The sequence below is a fragment of the Pseudomonas sp. OV226 genome, from assembly GCF_003148705.1.
GTDB lineage: Bacteria > Pseudomonadota > Gammaproteobacteria > Pseudomonadales > Pseudomonadaceae > Aquipseudomonas.
On the sequence record NZ_QGGS01000024.1, the window covers coordinates 1 to 17,599 of the forward strand.

The 17,599-nt window shown below is 57.7% G+C and carries 17 protein-coding genes and 1 other RNA gene; 5 read left to right on the forward strand and 13 right to left on the reverse strand.

Annotated elements, in window-relative coordinates; genetic code table 11:
* From C7534_RS26745 to C7534_RS26800, 10 genes are all read right to left on the reverse strand, one after another.
* Positions 1–173, reverse strand: a 173-nt coding sequence (locus C7534_RS26745; RefSeq protein ID WP_177412285.1) for a PAAR domain-containing protein, incomplete at its 3' end; no start/stop codon positions are given.
* Positions 174–825: 652 nt separating this feature from the next.
* Positions 826–1,566, reverse strand: a complete 741-nt coding sequence (locus tag C7534_RS26760; RefSeq protein ID WP_109787579.1) for a hypothetical protein — start codon at positions 1,564–1,566, stop codon at positions 826–828.
* A gap of 136 nt (positions 1,567–1,702) precedes the next feature.
* Positions 1,703–2,100, reverse strand: a transfer-messenger RNA (tmRNA) gene (gene ssrA / locus C7534_RS26765).
* Between the two features lie 114 nt (positions 2,101–2,214).
* Positions 2,215–2,466 carry a hypothetical protein gene (locus tag C7534_RS26770; protein ID WP_109787580.1) on the reverse strand — a complete coding sequence of 84 codons (252 nt, stop codon included), beginning with the start codon at positions 2,464–2,466 and terminating at the stop codon, positions 2,215–2,217.
* A 301-nt stretch (positions 2,467–2,767) separates the two neighbouring features.
* Positions 2,768–3,043, reverse strand: a complete 276-nt coding sequence (locus tag C7534_RS26775; protein ID WP_046031906.1) for a hypothetical protein — start codon at positions 3,041–3,043, stop codon at positions 2,768–2,770.
* A 200-nt stretch (positions 3,044–3,243) separates the two neighbouring features.
* Positions 3,244–6,054, reverse strand: a complete 2,811-nt coding sequence (locus C7534_RS26780; protein ID WP_109787581.1) for an FAD-binding and (Fe-S)-binding domain-containing protein — start codon at positions 6,052–6,054, stop codon at positions 3,244–3,246.
* The gene (locus C7534_RS26785; RefSeq protein ID WP_109787582.1) at positions 6,051–6,722 is read right to left on the reverse strand and encodes a LutC/YkgG family protein; all 672 of its coding nucleotides are present in this window, start codon (positions 6,720–6,722) and stop codon (positions 6,051–6,053) included. Before C7534_RS26785 ends, C7534_RS26780 begins: the two co-directional genes overlap by 4 nt.
* Positions 6,722–8,176 carry a LutB/LldF family L-lactate oxidation iron-sulfur protein gene (locus tag C7534_RS26790; RefSeq protein WP_109787583.1) on the reverse strand — a complete coding sequence of 485 codons (1,455 nt, stop codon included), beginning with the start codon at positions 8,174–8,176 and terminating at the stop codon, positions 6,722–6,724. The genes C7534_RS26785 and C7534_RS26790 overlap by 1 nt, the downstream gene beginning before the upstream one ends.
* Entirely contained in the window at positions 8,173–8,997 is an 825-nt protein-coding gene (locus C7534_RS26795; protein WP_109787584.1) for a (Fe-S)-binding protein, read from the reverse strand. The genes C7534_RS26790 and C7534_RS26795 overlap by 4 nt, the downstream gene beginning before the upstream one ends.
* Positions 8,998–9,148: 151 nt before the next feature.
* Positions 9,149–10,843: a lactate permease LctP family transporter gene (locus C7534_RS26800; RefSeq protein WP_109787585.1), complete on the reverse strand. Its 1,695-nt coding sequence runs from the start codon at positions 10,841–10,843 to the stop codon at positions 9,149–9,151.
* 263 nt (positions 10,844–11,106) lie between these two features.
* On the opposite strand from C7534_RS26800, the gene C7534_RS26805 reads away from it, so the two are divergent.
* The gene (locus C7534_RS26805; protein WP_046031912.1) at positions 11,107–11,874 is read left to right on the forward strand and encodes a GntR family transcriptional regulator; all 768 of its coding nucleotides are present in this window, start codon (positions 11,107–11,109) and stop codon (positions 11,872–11,874) included.
* A 125-nt stretch (positions 11,875–11,999) separates the two neighbouring features.
* On the opposite strand, the gene smpB is transcribed toward C7534_RS26805, so the two are convergent.
* Positions 12,000–12,482: an SsrA-binding protein SmpB gene (smpB, locus tag C7534_RS26810; protein ID WP_028623113.1), complete on the reverse strand. Its 483-nt coding sequence runs from the start codon at positions 12,480–12,482 to the stop codon at positions 12,000–12,002.
* Positions 12,483–12,600: 118 nt separating this feature from the next.
* On the opposite strand from smpB, the gene C7534_RS26815 reads away from it, so the two are divergent.
* Genes C7534_RS26815 through C7534_RS26825 form a run of 3 tightly spaced genes read left to right on the forward strand, consistent with a single transcriptional unit; the run spans position 12,601 to position 14,753 of the window.
* Positions 12,601–14,004 (forward strand): sodium-dependent transporter, encoded by a 1,404-nt coding sequence (locus tag C7534_RS26815; RefSeq protein ID WP_109787586.1) that lies wholly within the window; start codon positions 12,601–12,603, stop codon positions 14,002–14,004.
* A gap of 7 nt (positions 14,005–14,011) precedes the next feature.
* A complete protein-coding gene (locus tag C7534_RS26820; protein ID WP_046031914.1) occupies positions 14,012–14,446 on the forward strand; it encodes a type II toxin-antitoxin system RatA family toxin in 435 nt (144 codons plus the stop codon).
* Positions 14,439–14,753, forward strand: coding sequence for an RnfH family protein (locus C7534_RS26825; RefSeq protein ID WP_109787587.1), 315 nt, complete (start codon positions 14,439–14,441; stop codon positions 14,751–14,753). The genes C7534_RS26820 and C7534_RS26825 overlap by 8 nt, the downstream gene beginning before the upstream one ends.
* A gap of 61 nt (positions 14,754–14,814) precedes the next feature.
* On the opposite strand, the gene C7534_RS26830 is transcribed toward C7534_RS26825, so the two are convergent.
* The gene (locus tag C7534_RS26830) at positions 14,815–15,342 is read right to left on the reverse strand and encodes an outer membrane protein assembly factor BamE (RefSeq protein WP_109787588.1); all 528 of its coding nucleotides are present in this window, start codon (positions 15,340–15,342) and stop codon (positions 14,815–14,817) included.
* Positions 15,343–15,439: 97 nt separating this feature from the next.
* On the opposite strand from C7534_RS26830, the gene fur reads away from it, so the two are divergent.
* Positions 15,440–15,844: a ferric iron uptake transcriptional regulator gene (gene fur, locus C7534_RS26835; protein WP_003197684.1), complete on the forward strand. Its 405-nt coding sequence runs from the start codon at positions 15,440–15,442 to the stop codon at positions 15,842–15,844.
* Between the two features lie 75 nt (positions 15,845–15,919).
* Here fur and recN read toward each other — a convergent pair whose 3' ends face one another.
* A complete protein-coding gene (gene recN / locus C7534_RS26840) occupies positions 15,920–17,593 on the reverse strand; it encodes a DNA repair protein RecN (RefSeq protein ID WP_046031917.1) in 1,674 nt (557 codons plus the stop codon).
* Positions 17,594–17,599 lie beyond the last annotated feature (6 nt).

Consider the following 17,599-nt stretch of genomic DNA (forward strand, 5'->3'; position numbering starts at 1 on the left):
TGAATCGAGGGAAACCCGGTGGTGATGACTGCGCCACAGCCACACTTATCGCCTACACGAGCAGAGCCCATGAAGTTGATATTTACGTTGGTACTGGCTGAATCAATCGGAGTGGTGCCATGACCTGGTATTGGGCAGACATGTTTGTCACCCAGTCGGGCAGAGGAAATCATGAATCGTCCTTGAGTCGTTGCGAGGGAATCTACCTTGAGTCTGGGACAGCATGACTCTGGCGGAATGGTTCGGTATAGCCTGTAGGATAACCCTACAATCCTGTCCGATTGGTCAGAATAATATCTTCGCCAGAATAGGTGAATAGTGGCAAATCGCCTTGAACACCTAGTAGCAGATCACGCGTTACAAAAGAAGGTCGCAACCCTGTATTGGATCCTGCAGGCGGCGCCACGCACTACTATGCGACCACGATGCTGGGTGGTAAAGGCTATGCAGATGCGGCAACTCGGTCATCACGTCTTCTTCAACCATTTGCCATAACTGCAAGCTGTTGGACACTGATGTTGTGGCTCGTTGTTGTTCGTGCTCCAGCCTTGCCCAGCGCCTGCTCAACGAATTATCGGAATCACCGGCGAGGCGATCAAGGATTGATCGCTTTGGCTGCTTGCCAAGCGTACGTGCGAGAGGTGAACTGCTGAGCGGTGGAGACAGAAAAAGCAAAGCCCCAAAGGTTCGCGGCTTCGGGGCTTCTATTTTCGCCTCCATCCGTAAATGTTTGGGGCGCGTGGCGGCGAGAATATCAGTGATGTGTCCGTGATTCACTACTCCGATAGGCGGGGCGTGATCGGTCAGAAATCCGAACTATTGATACTAACTAATCAGAGGAAGCAAAAGCGTCACAGCGGCTGACGATGCGATTTGAGCGGTTGTTTGGTACCCAGACACCAAATCGTTGACCTTTCCCAGGACATCGAAAAATCCTTTGACGAATTCTTTTCCCGAGCCCGGTTCCGCTTTGATTGACTCGCCGTGTCTAAGTATTGATCCGATGGCGTTATCCACCGCGGCTTCTAGCGCCTCCCCTCCATCGACAAGAAAACCCAGGAGCGCTGCACGTATCGCTTCAAGATGTTTGATGAAAAGTTTCTTAAGCTCCGGTGCAATCTCGGAGTCCAGGCATTCCTCTAGAAGCATGTCTAGCTTCTTAATAAATTCGTTGATCTGGGGGGAGCTTTCCGACGAACTCGCAGGGTGGAATTGCGACATCGCATAAATACCAAATCCCAAGCCAAGCATGGTTGCGTCATCAAGATAAGACTTGTAAGAATTCCATTGCGTGAGAAGGTTTTGGTTCGCCAGTAAGGCATCCACTCGATCTAAAGGTACGAGAAATCTGGCTTTGTCCCCAGGAACGAATTTTTCGACAACGGTTCTGCAATGGCTGACATCGTCCATCAGGGATCTAAGAGCATAAATCAAGCCGGGCAAGTCAGAGGGTGAGATCTTAAAAACCTTGGCCCAGACGTCAAGCGATGTTTCGTGATTAGGTGCTTTTCGAGCTGAATCCAGCAGCTCATAGAGTCGCTGGAATGGGTTCTGCACATCTTCCATGTTCTTTCCCGAAAAATTCTCTTGTGTAGAAGGAATAGGCTGTCATTAAGCTGGCATAGCCGAGCCAAAACCACCCATTCAGACACAAAAAAGGCACTTGCGCTAAACGCTAAGTGCCTGATTTGTATGCCTTGTTTGGTGGAGCCGGGGGGATTTGAACCCCCGTCCGCCAGTACTCCGCTGTCGGTACTACATGCGTAGCCGTTTCTATTAAGTTAACCCTCAGCGACCCGAAGGGCAGGGTGCTTTGGGCGAGTTGTGTAAGTTTTAGCCGCTTCGTCCACAACGTACTGCACGGCGATTCTGTTCTATATGACAATCACTTTGGGTTTACAGACATCCCCTGGTGATTGCTGGACCCGAAGGTACCAGAAGCTCAGGATCTAAAGCTGCTTACGCAGCGAGAGAGAATTCCTGGCCGTAGGTTTCGTCATTGGCAACTATAAGTAGTTGCAACAGTGGATTTACGAGTTCTGTTACCAACTCGGCATGCACCTAAAGTTTCGCAACCGGCGTCGAATCCTAAACGGCCCCGAGCCTGTTGCTCCGTGAATCAAAGTGAGCAACAAGCCTTTGCAGTGTACGCCAACACGCCTCAGAAGGCCACCCGCAAGGTTGGCCTCGATTGATCATGGGGTGGTTCCTTGTTCAATTTGCCATCGACAATGCCTGGCTGGCCTCGGTAGCGCATTTTTTGTCATCTTTGGCGGCTTGTGAAGCTTTGGCGCTGGCCAACAGTCTTTTGATCTCCGGCGCATTGCTGGAGGTCGCTGGCAGCGAATTCACTTTGGCTTCGAGCTCTTGCAGCTTGCTCGTACACAGGTTGTTGTCCGCAGCAAATACGGGAGAGGCCAGCATTGCAGCAGAAATGAACAGACCAGCGAGTGCGGTACGTTTCATGGGTATCTCCTCGAACTGATGGTCTCGGTGCTGCCGCATGGGCGGGCGGCTCGGCCGAGTCTGAAAAATCAGCCACGATTGATGGGCTTATCCAAAAGACTACGGAGCGGCACAGGAATTCGGTTTTTGCAGAAAAGCGATGAAAAAACTGTGTGACAGGAGCAATGGCACTAAAACGGATTACCAGACCCCAGATGCGACAAAACCCGCAATTGACGGGTTTTGGTTTGCTTCGTATTTGCTGGAGGCAGCACGCCAACACGGCCCAGAAGGCCAACCCGAAGGTTGGCCCGGAGCTGAGTTACTTCCCGCCTTTGTGCGCGTCGGTGATGGTCTTGATGATGTCGTTGGTCTCGGCGATGCAATCATCAATACCTTCCTTGGTGCCTTTTGCCTGGTCGGCTTTGGCCTGCTTGACGGAGGCCTCCACCTGGTCCGCCATTTCCTGAGGAACCTGTGCCTTGCCGTTTTCAATGGTTTGCAGGTTGACATCGCATTGGGTTTTTTCGGCCGCAAACGAAGTGGAAGCCATCATGGAAGCAGTAACGAACAAACCTAAAAGCACAGAACGATTCATGTGTTTCTCCTTGGACTGAAGGACCAGGCATTGCTGGCCATCAAAACGGTCTACCGATTTTTTAGGAGGTCCCGCATTAGCGGGACTTGGTCAGTGGACTGCGGCGGCACGTCAGGGTTCTTTTTTTTGCTTTAAATCTGTCGTTTCCAGCAAGAAGCATAAGCACGGCATGCCTATGCTTCTTCCTTTAGATCCTGCTATCAGGGCACCCTAGCCTGGGTAACGCGGTCCACCAGATAGACTAGTCCGTGGTAGTCAATGCCGCCATGTTGCGTCAAACCAATCTCACAAGTGCGGCTGGTAGAGATCCCTTCGCTGCACTGCTGAACCGCATCCTTGAGCGTGCGCAGCGAGTGGGCGTTCAGTTCGGGCGTCGTGAATCCTTTGTCACCGGCAAACCCGCAGCAGTGAATGCCTTCAGGAATCACCACGTTTTTACTGCATTTGCGCGCCAGTTCGATCAGCGCCTGACTTTCCCCAAGGTGCTGAGTGCTGCACGTGACGTGCACTGCAATCGGCGCTTCCTGCGGTGTGAAGTCGAGGCGATCCATCAAATGCGTACGGATGAAACGCACCGGGTCGTACAGGTCGAGTCGAACTTCACCCAGGTCTTGAACCAGCCGTAACGTGCACGGGCTGGTGTCGCAATAAATCGGATCAAGCCCGCCGCGACTGGCGTGCAGTAATGCGCCGATCAGTTCCTGGCGCTTGTGTTCGGCCTGTTCGGCGTAGCCTTTGGAGGCGAATGGCTGGCCGCAGCAGAGGTTGTCCAGGTTGTCCGGGAAGACCACTTGGTAACCGGCTTTTTCCAGCAGCCCACGGGTTTTGTCGTACAGCGACATCTGCTCTTTATCCGCCGCCGCCGGGCCCATGACCCGCGACACGCACGCCGCCAGGTACACCACGCGAGGGCGTTCGTCCGATACGGTGGGGCTGAAGCGAATGGCTTTTTCCGGCTGCGGCATGGCGTTGGTCCATTGCGGGACCTGACCTTTGGACAGCTTCGTCAGCGACGCCGAAAGTTTCGCCAGGCGTGGTGCTCCCAGCAGCATCCGTGCGCCATTGGCGACGTGCAGAGTGAAACGTGCACCTTGCAGCGCCGTGGCGAAATTGCCTTCCAGCCAGTTGGCAGTTTTCGTACGTGTTGCGTGACGGCTGCGCAGCTTTTTCACCAGCTCGCCGGTATTGATGCCGACAGGGCAACGTTGAGCGCAAAGACCGGTGGCCGCGCAAGTATCGATGCCTTGGTATTCGTAGGCCGCTTCGAGTTCGGTGGTATCAACGCCCGCACGCTTTTTCGCCTGAATATCCCGCCAGATCACGATGCGCTGGCGCGGGCTCAGGGTCAGGCCTTTCGAGGGGCAGACCGGCTCACAGAAACCGCATTCGATGCACTTATCCACAATCTCGTCGGCGGCCGGCAACGGCTTCAGATGCTTGAGGTGGATTTGCGGGTCCTCGCTGAGCACCACGTCCGGGTTGAGAATGCCGTTGGGGTCGAGCAGGCGTTTGAGCTGCCACATCAATTGGTAGGCATCGCTGCCCCATTCCAGCTCAACGAACGGCGCCATGTTGCGACCGGTGCCGTGTTCGGCCTTCAACGAGCCGCCGAATTCCACCGCCACCAACTGCGCCACGTCGTCCATGAACACTTGATAGCGTGCGACTTCTTCCGGGTTGTTGAAGCCTTGGGTGAAGACAAAGTGCAGATTGCCTTCCAGTGCGTGTCCGAAAAGGATCGCTTCGTCGTAGTGATGTTTGTCGAACAACTCGATCAGGCGATTGACGCCGATGGCCAGTTGTTCCACCGGGAACGTCACGTCTTCGATGATCACTGTGGTGCCGGTTTTGCGCACGGCGCCGACGGCGGGGAAGGTGTCTTTGCGAATCGCCCAGAGCCGGGCGTTTTCCACCGGGTCTTCGGTGAAGTCGACCTGTTTTTCCACCGGGAATGAAGACAGCGACGCCATGATCTGCGCCAGTTGTTCCTGCAACAAAGTGGACGATGCGGCGCGGGATTCGATCAGCAGCGCGCAGGCATTATTCGACAGGTGTTGTACGAAAGACGGCATGCCGGGTTTGTCTTGCACCGAGCGCAGGCTGCGGCGGTCGAGCAGTTCCACAGCCGACACCGGCTGGCTTTTCAGCACGCTGACGGCATTGCAGCAGGTTTCCACATCCGGGAACACGATCAGCGCGGACGCCTTGTTCGGGTGATCGATCACCGTGTCGTACGTCACGGCACTGATAAAACCGAGGGTGCCTTCGGAACCCACCAGCAAGTGGCTCAAGATATCCACAGGCTCGTCGAAATCCACCAGCGCATTGAGTGACAGGCCGGTGGTATTTTTCAGACGGTATTTGTGGCAGATTCTCGCAGCCAATTCAGCATTGGCGCGGGTCTCGCGGCCCAAGGTCGCCAGGCGTTCGAGCAACGAGGCGTGGCTTTGGCGAAACGCCGCGACACTGGCCGAATCTTCGGTATCGAGGCGGCTGCCATCGGTCAGCACCAGCCGAATGCCGGCCAGGGTGTGATAGGTGTTCTGCGCCGTGCCGCAACACATGCCGCTAGCATTGTTGGCGACGATGCCGCCGATTTTGCAGGCGTTGATCGAGGCCGGGTCCGGGCCGATCTTGCGGCCGAACGGTGCCAGCCAGGCGTTGGCCTGCGCGCCGATCACGCCCGGTTGCAGACGGATTTGCGTGCCTTGGCCGCGGATCTCGCGACCATTCCAGTTATCCCCCAACACGATCAGCACCGAATCGCTGATGGCTTGACCAGACAGGCTGGTGCCGGCGGCGCGGAACGTTACCGGGACGTGATCCCGTTGCGCCAGCTTGAGTAGCGAGACCACTTCGTCTTCCGACTCGACGCGAATCACCAGCTTCGGAATCAGCCGATAGAAACTGGCGTCAGTGCCAAAGGCCAGGGTCGATAGCGGGTCGTCGAAACGTCGCTCGTGGGGGATCAGTTTTTCTGCATCTCTGAGGAACGCCGTCGGTAGACTCATTGGTCCTCCAGGATCAGCACCACGAGGTCTTTCGGTCCATGCGCGCCGTACGCCAGGACTTGTTCGATGTCCGCAGTTTTCGACGGGCCGGATACCAGCAAAGCGTTGGTCGGCATGCCTTGGGCCCAATTGAATTCCTGCTGCACCTGATAGAAGTTGTCGCGGATTTCACTGGCCTTGAGCAGGGCGAAATGCACCGGCGGTACCAGGCTCATCAAGCGCGGTTCTTCACGCGTCGGCCAGAGAATCAGGCTGCCGGTTGCGGCAATGGCGCCAAGGGTGCCGGTGAGGCTGGCCGGGGTATCGTTGAACAGCTCGGCTTTCCATTCTTCAACCGGACGATCGTAGGCTTTGAGCGTTGGCAGCTCAGGATGATTCGCCCAGTGCCCAGTGATGCGTTGGCCGTGGGGCGTCGTCGGGGCGATCAAAAGGCTTGGCAACTGGCGATCACGCAGCAGTTGGGCGAGCAATGCGGGCCAGGCTTCACTGGAGGTCAGATGGATTTCGGTGTGCACCGCTTCCATCAGTTTGCGCAGTTGTGGAATGCGTTGTTCAGGTGTGTAGGTGTAGGGCGCTGTCACCAGTTCGACGTCGAATTCGTCAGGCACGGGCGTAGTGCCGGTCAGACTTTTCCGTAACTTGGCAAGGATGTTTTGCTTGGCGCTCATCAACGGTCTCCCTGTTTGGCCAGGTGTTCGCGGGCCATGTCGTGCAGTGAGCGGGCGGCGGGCTTTGGCGCGCTGTGGTTTTGCGTCCAGGGGCCGACATTGTTTGGCGTGAGGGCGCGCAGGCGAGTGGCGAAGAAACCGAACAGGCGATAAAGCGTCGGCGAACTGTTGAGCCTGGCCCAGGCGTTCCAGATGAACCGTTCCTTGCGCGAATACTTGCTGCCTTGACCGCGCATGACCTGATTCGGGCTGTCCGGGGCTTTGACGTTCTCTTCCCGCAGGCGACGCAGCAATGCAGGGATAGGAATTTTTACCGGGCAGACTTCGCCGCAAGCACCGCAAAGCGATGAAGCGCTGGGATGATCCGGGACTTTCGCCAGGCCGACCATGTGAGGCGTGATGATTTTTCCGATAGGCCCAGGGTAAACCTCCCCATAGGCATGGCCGCCGATTCGGGTGTAGACCGGGCAATGATTCATACAGGCACCGCAGCGGATGCAGTTCAGGGTCTGGCGCAATTCGCTGTCGGCAAACGCCTGGCTGCGACCGTTGTCGAGCAATACCAGGTGCACTTCCCGGGGGCCGTCGAGTTCATGCTCCTGGCGTGGGCCGGAGATCATGTTGACGTAGGTGGTGATCGGAATGCCCAGCGCCGAGCGGGTCAGCAGTGACAGCAGCGGCACCACGTCGCGCAGGTTTTCCACGACTTTTTCGATGCCGGTCACGGCGATATGCACGGGTGGGACAGCGGTGGTCATGCGCCCGTTGCCTTCGTTTTCCACCAGCAACAGGGTGCCGGTTTCGGCCACGGCGAAGTTGACGCCGGAGACGCCGATGTCCGCTTCGAAGAATTTCTGCCGCAAGACTCTGCGACCGATCTGAATGAGTTGGTCAACGTCCTTGGTGTATTCCACGCCAAGTTTGTCGTGGAACAAGGACGCGACCTGACCGGCATTCTTGTGGATCGCCGGCATAATAATGTGTGAAGGCTTCTCGTGGTCGAGCTGGACGATGTACTCACCCATGTCCGACTCCAGGCATTCAATGCCTTGAGCCTCGAGGACATGGTTCATCTCCATCTCTTCGCTGACCATCGATTTGCCCTTGATCACTTGCCGCCCCTCGTGAGCGCGGATGATCGAGAGGACGATGCCATTGGCTTCGTCCACCGTTTCCGCCCAGTGCACTGTCACACCGTTGCGGGTCAGGTTCTGTTCAAGCTGCTCGAGCAGGTCGGGCAACTTGGATAACGCACGGGCGCGGACAGCATTGCCCAGCGCTCGCAAATGTTCTCTTTCGTGGGCATCGCTGAAGGACGCTGCCCGTTTGGTCATCAGTGAATCCATCGCAGTGCGAAAGTTGTTTCGCAGTTGCTTGTCGTCCAAAGCCTTGTGAGCCCGGGTGCGAAAATCCTCTTCTACGGCAACCGTAGGAATAATCGTGGAAGTGCTCATCGGGCACCTCCGGTTCGCTGCCAGAGAAAACTGGCCAGGTGTTGGCCGCGCAGCGCTTCCTTTTGTTTCTCCAGCGAGCCGTTGATGTTCATCAGGCAACCGCAGTCGGCACTGAGTACCTTGTGCGCGCCGGACTCCTTCAACGACCGGGTCTTGTCCACCACCATCGCACCGGAAATGTCTGGCATACGGACGCTGAACGTCCCGCCAAAGCCACAACATTCACTTTCGTGATCGTGATTGACCCGCTCTACGTTGCTCAATTGCGCCAACAACTCGCGACCGTGCAGGTGGGTGTTCATTTCGCGGCGTGCCGAGCACGACGTGTGCAGCGCCACTTTGACCGGCTCGCCGCTGTCCTTGAGCTGCACCTTGCAGACAAACAGCAGGAACTCGGCCAGCTCATACGTCCTGGCCGCCAAGGCCTGAACCTGTTTCAACGTCTGCGGCTCGTCCTTGAACAAGTCGGCGTAGTGTTCGCGCAACATCCCGGCACACGATCCCGACGGCACCACCACCGGATAATCCCCGGCAAACAGCGCCAGTTGCGAGCGCGCCACCGTCCTTGCCTGCTCGGTGTAACCCGAGGTGTAGGCCGGTTGTCCGCAGCAGCTTTGCCCTTGCGGGTACTCGACACGAATACCTTCGCGTTCCAGCAAGTGAATCGCGTCTATCCCGGCTTCGGGGTAGAACAAGTCCACCACGCAGGTTCCGAACAGGTACACCCGTGACGGTTTCTCGCTGGGGTATTGCCGAGGCTCGTGCAGTGGCGGGGCGACGCGGGTCGCATTCGGCACGGCGTTGTAAAAAAGCTCGCTCATCAGGCGTGTCTCCGGGTGGTCCCGGTTATCCGTCCGCTGAGGCTGCTGAATATAGAGAGGGAAGCTTTCAGCAGCCTTGCAGACCGGGTTGTGAATTGCTGACGCCGGAATCGTGGTCCGGAGTCGGTTTTTGCTTTTTAACGTGTAGTACTTAGTGCACCAGCATGCCGGTGAACCAGTAGGCCTGGGCCAGGGTGATCAAGCCGACTATCGTTGCAAAGAATAGGCTGTGCTTGAGGGTGAAGCGGAACAGATCCGATTCCTTGCCCACCAGACCGGTCGCGGCGCAGGCCACGGCGATCGATTGTGGCGAGATCATCTTGCCGGTCACGCCGCCACTGGTGTTTGCCGCCACCAGCAACACATCGTTGACGCCGATCTGGTGCGCGGTGGTTGCTTGCAACGAACTGAAGAGTGCGTTGGAGGAGGTGTCGGAACCGGTCAGGAACACGCCCAGCCAGCCGAGGAACGGCGAGAAGAACGGGAACGCTGCACCCGTCGCCGCCAGCACCAGAGCCATGGTCGAAGACATGCCCGAGTAGTTGGTGACGAAAGCGAACGCCAGCACCATGCCGATGGACAGGATCGGCCAACGCAGTTCGTAGAAGGTCTCTTTCAAAGTGGTCAGACCAGTTTTGATGTTGATCTTCAGAACCAGCATCGAGATCAGCGCAGAGAAGAAAATCGCCGTGCCGGTCGCGGAAATCGGGTCAAGTTTGAACACCGCCGGAATGGCAGTCGGCGCCGCCACGATCGGAGCAACCTTGATCACCATTTGGTCCAGGTGCGGAATGGCGAAGTTGAATACGAAGCTGTACATCGAACCGCCAGCAGCGAACATGGCTTTGAACGGTTTCAGGGTCCAGATGGTGACCAGTACGGTGAGGATCAGGAACGGTGACCAGGCTTTGAAAATTTCACCGAGGCTGTAAGGCGAGGCCACGGTGGTGCGCGGTTGACCGAAGCCGCCGGCGCTGGCGGTCACCACGGACGCCGAGACGGCACCGACAATGTGTTGGCCCGCGGCGCGTTTCGGCTGCCAGACTTTCAGGAACAGGGTCAGCGAAATCAGGCTGACCAGAGCCGAGGTGATGTCCGGCAGTTCCGGTCCAATGAAGTTGGACGTGAAGTATTGGGTGATGGCGAAGCTCAAGCCAGCCACCAGGGCAGCGGGCCAGGTTTCCTTGACGCCGCGCAGGCCGTCCATCATGAACACCAGCCAGAACGGCACGAACAGCGACAGCAGCGGCAGTTGGCGACCGGTCATGGCGCCGATCTTGAACGCGTCGATGCCGGTCACTTGCCCGGCGACGATGATCGGGATGCCCAGGGCGCCGAAGGCTACCGGCGCGGTGTTGGCAATCAGGCACAGGCCCGCGGCATACAGCGGATTGAAGCCCAGGCCAACGAGCAGTGCGGCGGTAATCGCTACCGGCGCGCCGAAACCGGCTGCACCTTCCAGGAAAGCGCCGAAGCAGAAGCCGATCAGCAAAACCTGCAAGCGCTGGTCGTCGGTGATCGACAGTACCGAGCTGCGGATGACTTCAAACTGACCGCTCTTGACCGTCAGTTTGTAGAGGAACACGGCCGCCACAATGATCCAGGCGATGGGCCAGAGACCGTAGGCGAAACCATAACCGGCGGCGGCGAACGCCATGTCGACCGGCATCTGGAAGGCAAAAATCGCCACGGCGATGGATAACGCCAGGGTGATGCTGCCGGCCACATGACCTTTGAGGCGGAACACCGCCAACGCCAGGAAGAAAAACACGATAGGGATGACGGCTGCGAGGGCGGAGACGCCGAGACTGCCGAGCGGGGTGTAGAGCTGTTGCCAGGTTTGCATATGGGGTGGCCCCTAATTGTTGTTGGTCAGGCACTGGGCAGCGTTTTTGGTTAATTGGTAATACCAATTTACAATCGCTGTTGGCTAGGGTAAAAGCCTTATGCGCGGCGTGTCAATTTGCCGCCCTAAAACTTTTGTCGAATAAGCCGTGTGCAGCGCATCGGATCGGTTTGATCGAGCGTCGTCTTGCCAGATGCTGGCGTCGCGCCAATAGGCCAGAATAGAGATCCCGGCAAGCTGTCGGGATCGTGGAGAATTGAGTTATGGGGTTTGATCAGATTCGTCAGCGCCGTTTGTCTGACGATATTGTCGAGCGGCTCGAAGGGATGATCCTGGAAGGCACGCTGAAGCCTGGTGAGCGCTTGCCGGCCGAGCGCACGCTGGCTGAGCAGTTCGGTGTGTCACGCCCTTCATTGCGCGAGGCGATTCAGAAGCTGGCGGCCAAGGGTTTGCTGGTCAGTCGCCAGGGCGGTGGCAATTACGTCGTCGATTCGTTGGGGTCGACCTTCAGCGATCCATTGCTGCAGCTGTTGGAAAATAACCCGGAGGCGCAACGCGATCTATTGGAGTTTCGCCACACGCTGGAAGCGTCCTGCGCTTACTACGCGGCCTTGCGTGCCACCGATGTGGACCGTGAGCGGCTGACGGCCGCGTTTGATGAGTTGCAGGACTGTTATTCGCGTCACGATGACGTCAGTCGGGCTGAAGAGGGTGCGGCAGATGCGAAATTTCACCTGGCGATTGCCGAGGCCAGTCATAACGCGGTGTTGCTGCACACCATTCGCGGGCTGTTCGATCTGCTCAAGCGCAACGTGGTGACCAATATTGGCGGCATGTACAAGCAGCGCACCGAAACCCGCGACATGCTGATCACGCAGCACCGGGAGTTGTACCTGGCGATTATCGAGGGGCGGGCGGAGCAGGCGCGGGAAGTCTCCAGCCGGCACATTTTGTATGTGCAGGAAGTGCTGGAGGAAGTGCGTCAGGAAGTGCAGCGCATGGCTCGGGCGGAGCGGCGCAAAGGGATGTAGTCTGATCGTTCCCACGCTCCGCGTGGGAATGCATCCCGTGACGCTTCGCGTCACAAGGCGGACGCAGAGCGTCCATTGCTGCATTCCCACGCAGAGCGTGGGAACGATCAACTCAAGGCAAAGAGTTAGTCTTCCTTGCCCTTGTTGCGCACCGCACGCTGCAACTCGCGACCGGCGTCGCGCTCCCGTTCGGTATCACGCTTGTCGTATTCCTTCTTGCCCTTGCCCAGTGCGATCTCGCACTTGACCATGTGCTTGCTCCAGTACCAGGACAAGCATACGCAGGCATAACCTTTCTGTTGCACGGCCGCGGCGAGCTTTTCCAGCTCGCGGCGGTTGAGCAGCAACTTTCGGGTGCGGGTCGGGTCAGCAATGACGTGGGTGCTGGCGGTCATCAGGGGCGTAATGTGGCTGCCAAGCAGCCAGGCTTCGCCATCCTTGAGCAGCACGTAACTGTCGACCAGTTGCAGCTTGCTTGCCCGCAGACTTTTTACTTCCCAGCCGGCCAGGACCAGACCAGCCTCGAACCGATGTTCGATGAAGTAATCGTGTCGCGCCTTTTTGTTCTGCGCGATGGTCCCTGTTGGGTGTTTCTTCTGTTTAGCCATAGGGGCGGCATTATAGGGAGTTGCGCGCGAGTCGGCTACGGTATCGCTACGTGCTTGAGCAGGTTGATTGAATCCCGGACAATGCGGCCTCTTTTTTGAACGCTTGGGCGTGATAACGATGTCGACAGACAAGGTTTCTGTCCACGGCAGTTGGGCTAGCCGCTGGGTCTTCATACTCGCCGCGACCGGTTCGGCCGTGGGCCTGGGTAGTATCTGGAAATTCCCGTACATGGTCGGCGTCTATGGCGGCGGCGCTTTCGTGCTGATGTTTCTGGCCTGTATCGCGCTGATCGGTGTGCCGGTCATGCTGGCCGAAACCCTGATTGGTCGTCGCGCCCGGCAAAGTCCGGCCAACGCCTTGAAGGTGTTGGCGCTTGAAGCAGGGCATTCGGCCAAATGGTCGTGGGGCGCATTTGCCGGGATGATCACGGCGTTGCTGATCCTGTCGTTCTACAGTGTGGTCGGTGGCTGGTCGCTGGATTACATCATCGACATGGGGCGAGGCGACTTCCAGGGCGTGACGGCTGACCAGGTCGGCGCGTACTTCGGCAATGTGATCGCCGATCCTTGGCGCCTGACACTTTGGCACACGATTTTCATGCTGTTGTCTGCCGTGGTGATCGCCAAAGGCGTGGTCGCCGGGCTTGAGCGCAGCTTGCGGATCATGATGCCGCTGCTGTTTGTGATGGTCATCGTGCTGCTGGGTTACAGCATGACCACCGGCCACTTCATGGAAGGCGTGCATTTCATGTTCGACTTCCACCCGGAAAAAGTACTCGACGGTTTGCTGCCTGCCATGGGGCACGCGTTCTTCTCGCTGAGCGTCGGTGTCGGTTCGATCATGATCTATGGCGCCTACATGCCAAAGCATTCGTCGATTTCCGGCACCGTCGTGGGCGTGGCGCTGCTGGATACGTTCGTTTCGCTGGTGGCCGGCCTGGCATTGTTTCCGATTGTGTTCGCAGCGGGCTTGAACCCGAGCGAAGGCCCTGGCTTGATGTTCGTCAGCCTGCCATTTGCTTTCGGCAACGTAGCGTTTGGTCAGTTGATGGGCGTAGTGTTCTTCGTGCTGGTTGCGGTTGCTGCCTGGAGTTCGGCGATTTCGCTGCTTGAGCCCATGGTGGCTTACCTGGTTGAACGCACCAAAATCCGCCGCGCCTGGGTGACGTTCTGGTTGGCTTTCTCCTGCTGGTTCGTCGGTCTGGGTACCGTGTTTTCCTTCAATATCTGGAAGCAAGCCAAGTTTTTCGTGAACGATGGCGGGATGTTCCACCTCTACCAATGGGGGGCGACCGGTGGTCTGGACTTCTTTGGTGTGATCGATTTCTTTACCTCACGGATCATGTTGCCACTCGGTGGTTTGTGTTTCGTGGTGTTTGCGGGCTGGATCATGGGGCGTGAAGCGGTGCGCGACGAGTTGTCGATCCGCAGCCCGATGCTGTTCGGTCTGTCCCTGTTCTTGATGCGCTATGTGGCGCCCATCGGCATTCTCGTAGTGTTTGCCGCCCAGCTGTGGAAGTGACGCTGACATGACGACGCATATTCAACGTTCGGCCTTGCTGCCGTATCCGGCACAAGCGCTGTATGACCTGGTCAACGACGTAGCGCGTTACCCCGAGTTTCTGCCGTGGTGTTCGGCCGCCGAAGTGCTGGAAATTTCGCCTGAGTACATGCGTGCCAGCGTGGGTGTGGCCAAGGGCGGCCTCAGCCAGCATTTCGTCACCAGAAATACTCTGGTGCCGGGGCAATCGATCGAAATGAACCTCGAGGAAGGTCCTTTCACCCAATTGCACGGCGTGTGGGTGTTCAAGTCGCTGACTGAGAAGGCCTGCAAGATCAGTCTGGACCTGTCGTTCGACTACGCCGGGCCGATTGTTCGCGCAACGTTGGGGCCTTTGTTCAATCAGGCGGCCAACACGCTGGTGGACGCGTTCTGCCAGCGCGCCAAGCAGATACATGGTTGAGTCGGTGATTGAGGTCGAAGTGGTGTATGCCGCCGTGGATCGCCAGGTATTGCTCTGCGTAACGATGCCAGCAGCATCGACGGTGCGAGCCGCCGTGCAATGCTCAGGCATTGGCGCAGCGTTTCCGGAACTGGATCTGGCGGCTTGCCCTGTAGGGATTTTCGGCAAGGTCGTCGCTGATCCGGACAGTCGACGGGTTCTGGCTGGAGATCGCATCGAGATCTATAGGCCTTTGCTGGCCGACCCGAAGGAGGTTCGCCGGTTGCGCGCAGCCAAGGCTGCCGAGGCCAAAGCCCGGAATCAGTGATTCGGTCAAACGCCAGACAATAAAAAACCCGGTAATTCCGGGTTTTTTATTGCGTCGCAAATTATTGCGGCGTGGTGTCCAGCGGTTCTGGCGTCGGGACTGGAACGGTTTCTACACCGTCGACGTCCTTCTGGATCTGATCCAGCAACGAACCAGGCTTGGCCGGTTTTTCCGGTTTCGGCTTCTCGACATTTTCAACTGGCGCAGTGACTGTGGTGCCTTTGTCCTTGCCGAGAATGGCTTCGTCGCGGCTCACGCCTGGCATGAAATCACCAGAGAGGCTGACAAGCTGGTCATTTGGGTTGAAGATAACGCTAATGCGTTCCTGTTGGCGTTCACCGCCACCCGGTTGCAGGCTGTACAGATAATCCCAGCGATCGGCATGGAACGTGTCAGTCAACAGAGGGTTACCCATGATAAACCGTACTTGCTTGCGGGTCATTCCCGGGCGTAACTGGTCTATCATGTCCTGCGTGACGACATTGCCCTGCTGGATGTCGATTTTGTAAACCCCGGGGAATGAACAACCGGCGAGTGCGAGCAGTCCCACAAAGGTGAAACTGGTTAGCAAGAGCTTGGTGTTTTGCATCGGTGGGCGACTTCCACTATCTTGGCTGGGACAACGTAAACGCCGATCATACCCGCATTAAGAGAAGCTGCGAAGCAGCATCGCGAGAAAGCTGACCATGGTTGAAAATAGCGAACTACGCAAAGCCGGCCTCAAAGTGACCCTGCCAAGGGTCAAAATTCTGCAAATGCTCGATTCCGCCGAGCAACGCCACATGAGTGCCGAAGATGTTTACAAGGCGCTGATGGAGGCTGGTGAGGACGTCGGTCTGGCCACGGTTTACCGTGTACTGACTCAGTTCGAGGCAGCTGGCCTTGTGGTGCGGCACAACTTCGACGGAGGCCACGCGGTCTTCGAACTGGATGACGGCAAGCATCACGACCATATGGTCAACGTCGAAACCAGCGAAGTGATCGAATTCTTCGACGAAGAAATCGAGCGCCTGCAGAAAGCCATCGTCGACAAGTATGGTTTCGAGATGGTTGATCACAATCTGGTGCTGTACGTACGCAAGAAAAAGTAAGCATGTCGCGCGAATTTCAGATTCGCGAAACGAACGAAGGCGACCCCAGGGTCGCCTTCGTGCTGTCTGCTGTTCCTAAATTTTTGCGGTAACGACCATTTTTTTCGCGTGTGCCAGAGATTCCTTGGTGAGGTCGATGCCTCCCAGCATCCGCGCCACTTCTTCGATGCGATCATTTTTGCTCAGCTTGGAGACAGCCGTATGAGTTGCATCCTCGCCCCGCACCTTGTGTACGAACAGGTGTTGGTGACCCTGCGCAGCCACTTGCGGCAAGTGAGTCACTGTCAGCACCTGCCCCCGCTCCCCAAGTCGACGCAGCAGTTGGCCGACGATTTCGGCGGTCGGACCACCGATACCCACGTCCACTTCGTCGAACACCAGTGTTGGTACGCGTGAGGTTTGTGCGGTGATCACCTGAATAGCGAGACTGATCCGCGACAGTTCGCCACCCGAAGCTACTTTGGCCAAGGCTTTCAGTGGCTGGCCTGGGTTGGCGCTCACCAGCAGTTCTACCTGTTCGAGCCCGTTGGGTAACAGCTCATCGCTGCTGTTGGGTCGTAGTTCGATGGTGAAGCGGCCCCCCGGCATGCCCAGTCGCTGGATTTCCTGCTCCACGGCGCTGGCCAGGCTGCTCGACGCCTGGTGGCGCAAGTCACTCAGTTCACGCGCGCGCTCCTGATAATGACGGGCATAGGAGGCCAGCTCATCGCTGAGCCGCTCGATGGATTCGTCGTTGGCATTCAGGGTTTCGATTTCATCCAGCAGCCGTTGCTGCATCTCCGCGACTTCGGTCGGCTGGATGCGGTGCTTGCGTGCCATGGTGTAGATCGCATCCAGGCGTTCTTCCAGGTATTGCAGTCGCGCCGGGTCGGCGTCGAAGTTGTCGAGGAAGCGGTTCAGCTCGCCCACGGCTTCTTCTACCTGGATTTGTGCGCTGGTCAGCAGGCTGCTGGCTTCGCCCAGGGCGCCGATTGAATTGTTCACGCTCGAAAGACGGTTGAGGCTGGCGGTCAGGGCGTTCAGGACGTTGCCGGAATCACTTTCGCTGCATTGCTCGACGACTTGTCGGCAGATGCCCAGCAGGGTTTCGGCGTTGGTGAGGTTCTTGTGTTCCTGCTCCAGTTGTTCCAGCTCGTTTTCGCCGAGGCCGAGGTTTTCGAGTTCTTCGAGTTGATAGCTGAGCAATTGATGGCGAGCGCGCTGCTCGTCGCCGGAGTTGGAAAGGCGTTCGAGCTCCTGGCGCGTCTGGCGCCAGCGCTGGGCAGCCAGTTGTACCTGGCGGGCAAGGTCCGTGGCTCCGGCGTACTCGTCGAGGAGGCGGCGGTGGGTGTCGGTCTTGAGTAGCGATTGGTGTTCGTGCTGGCTATGGATGTCGATCAGCAACTCGCCCAGGGCCTTGAGGTCGCCGAGAGGGCAGGGCGTACCGTTGATGTAGCCGCGGGAGCGGCCTTCGGCAGTGATGACTCGACGCAGGATGCAGGGACCATCGCTTTCGAGGTCGCGCTCGGCGAGCCAGGCACTGGCTTCCGGAATATCAACAAGGTCGAAGGTGGCCAGGATGTCAGCCTTGTCTGCGCCTGGGCGGACCACGCCGCTGTCGGCGCGGTCACCCAGAGTCAGGCCCAGGGCGTCGAGCATGATCGACTTGCCAGCGCCGGTTTCCCCGGTGATCACGCTCATCCCGCGATCGAGTTCGAGATCGAGATGTTCAACGATGGCGTAGTTATGTACGGACAGGTGCACCAGCATAAAGGC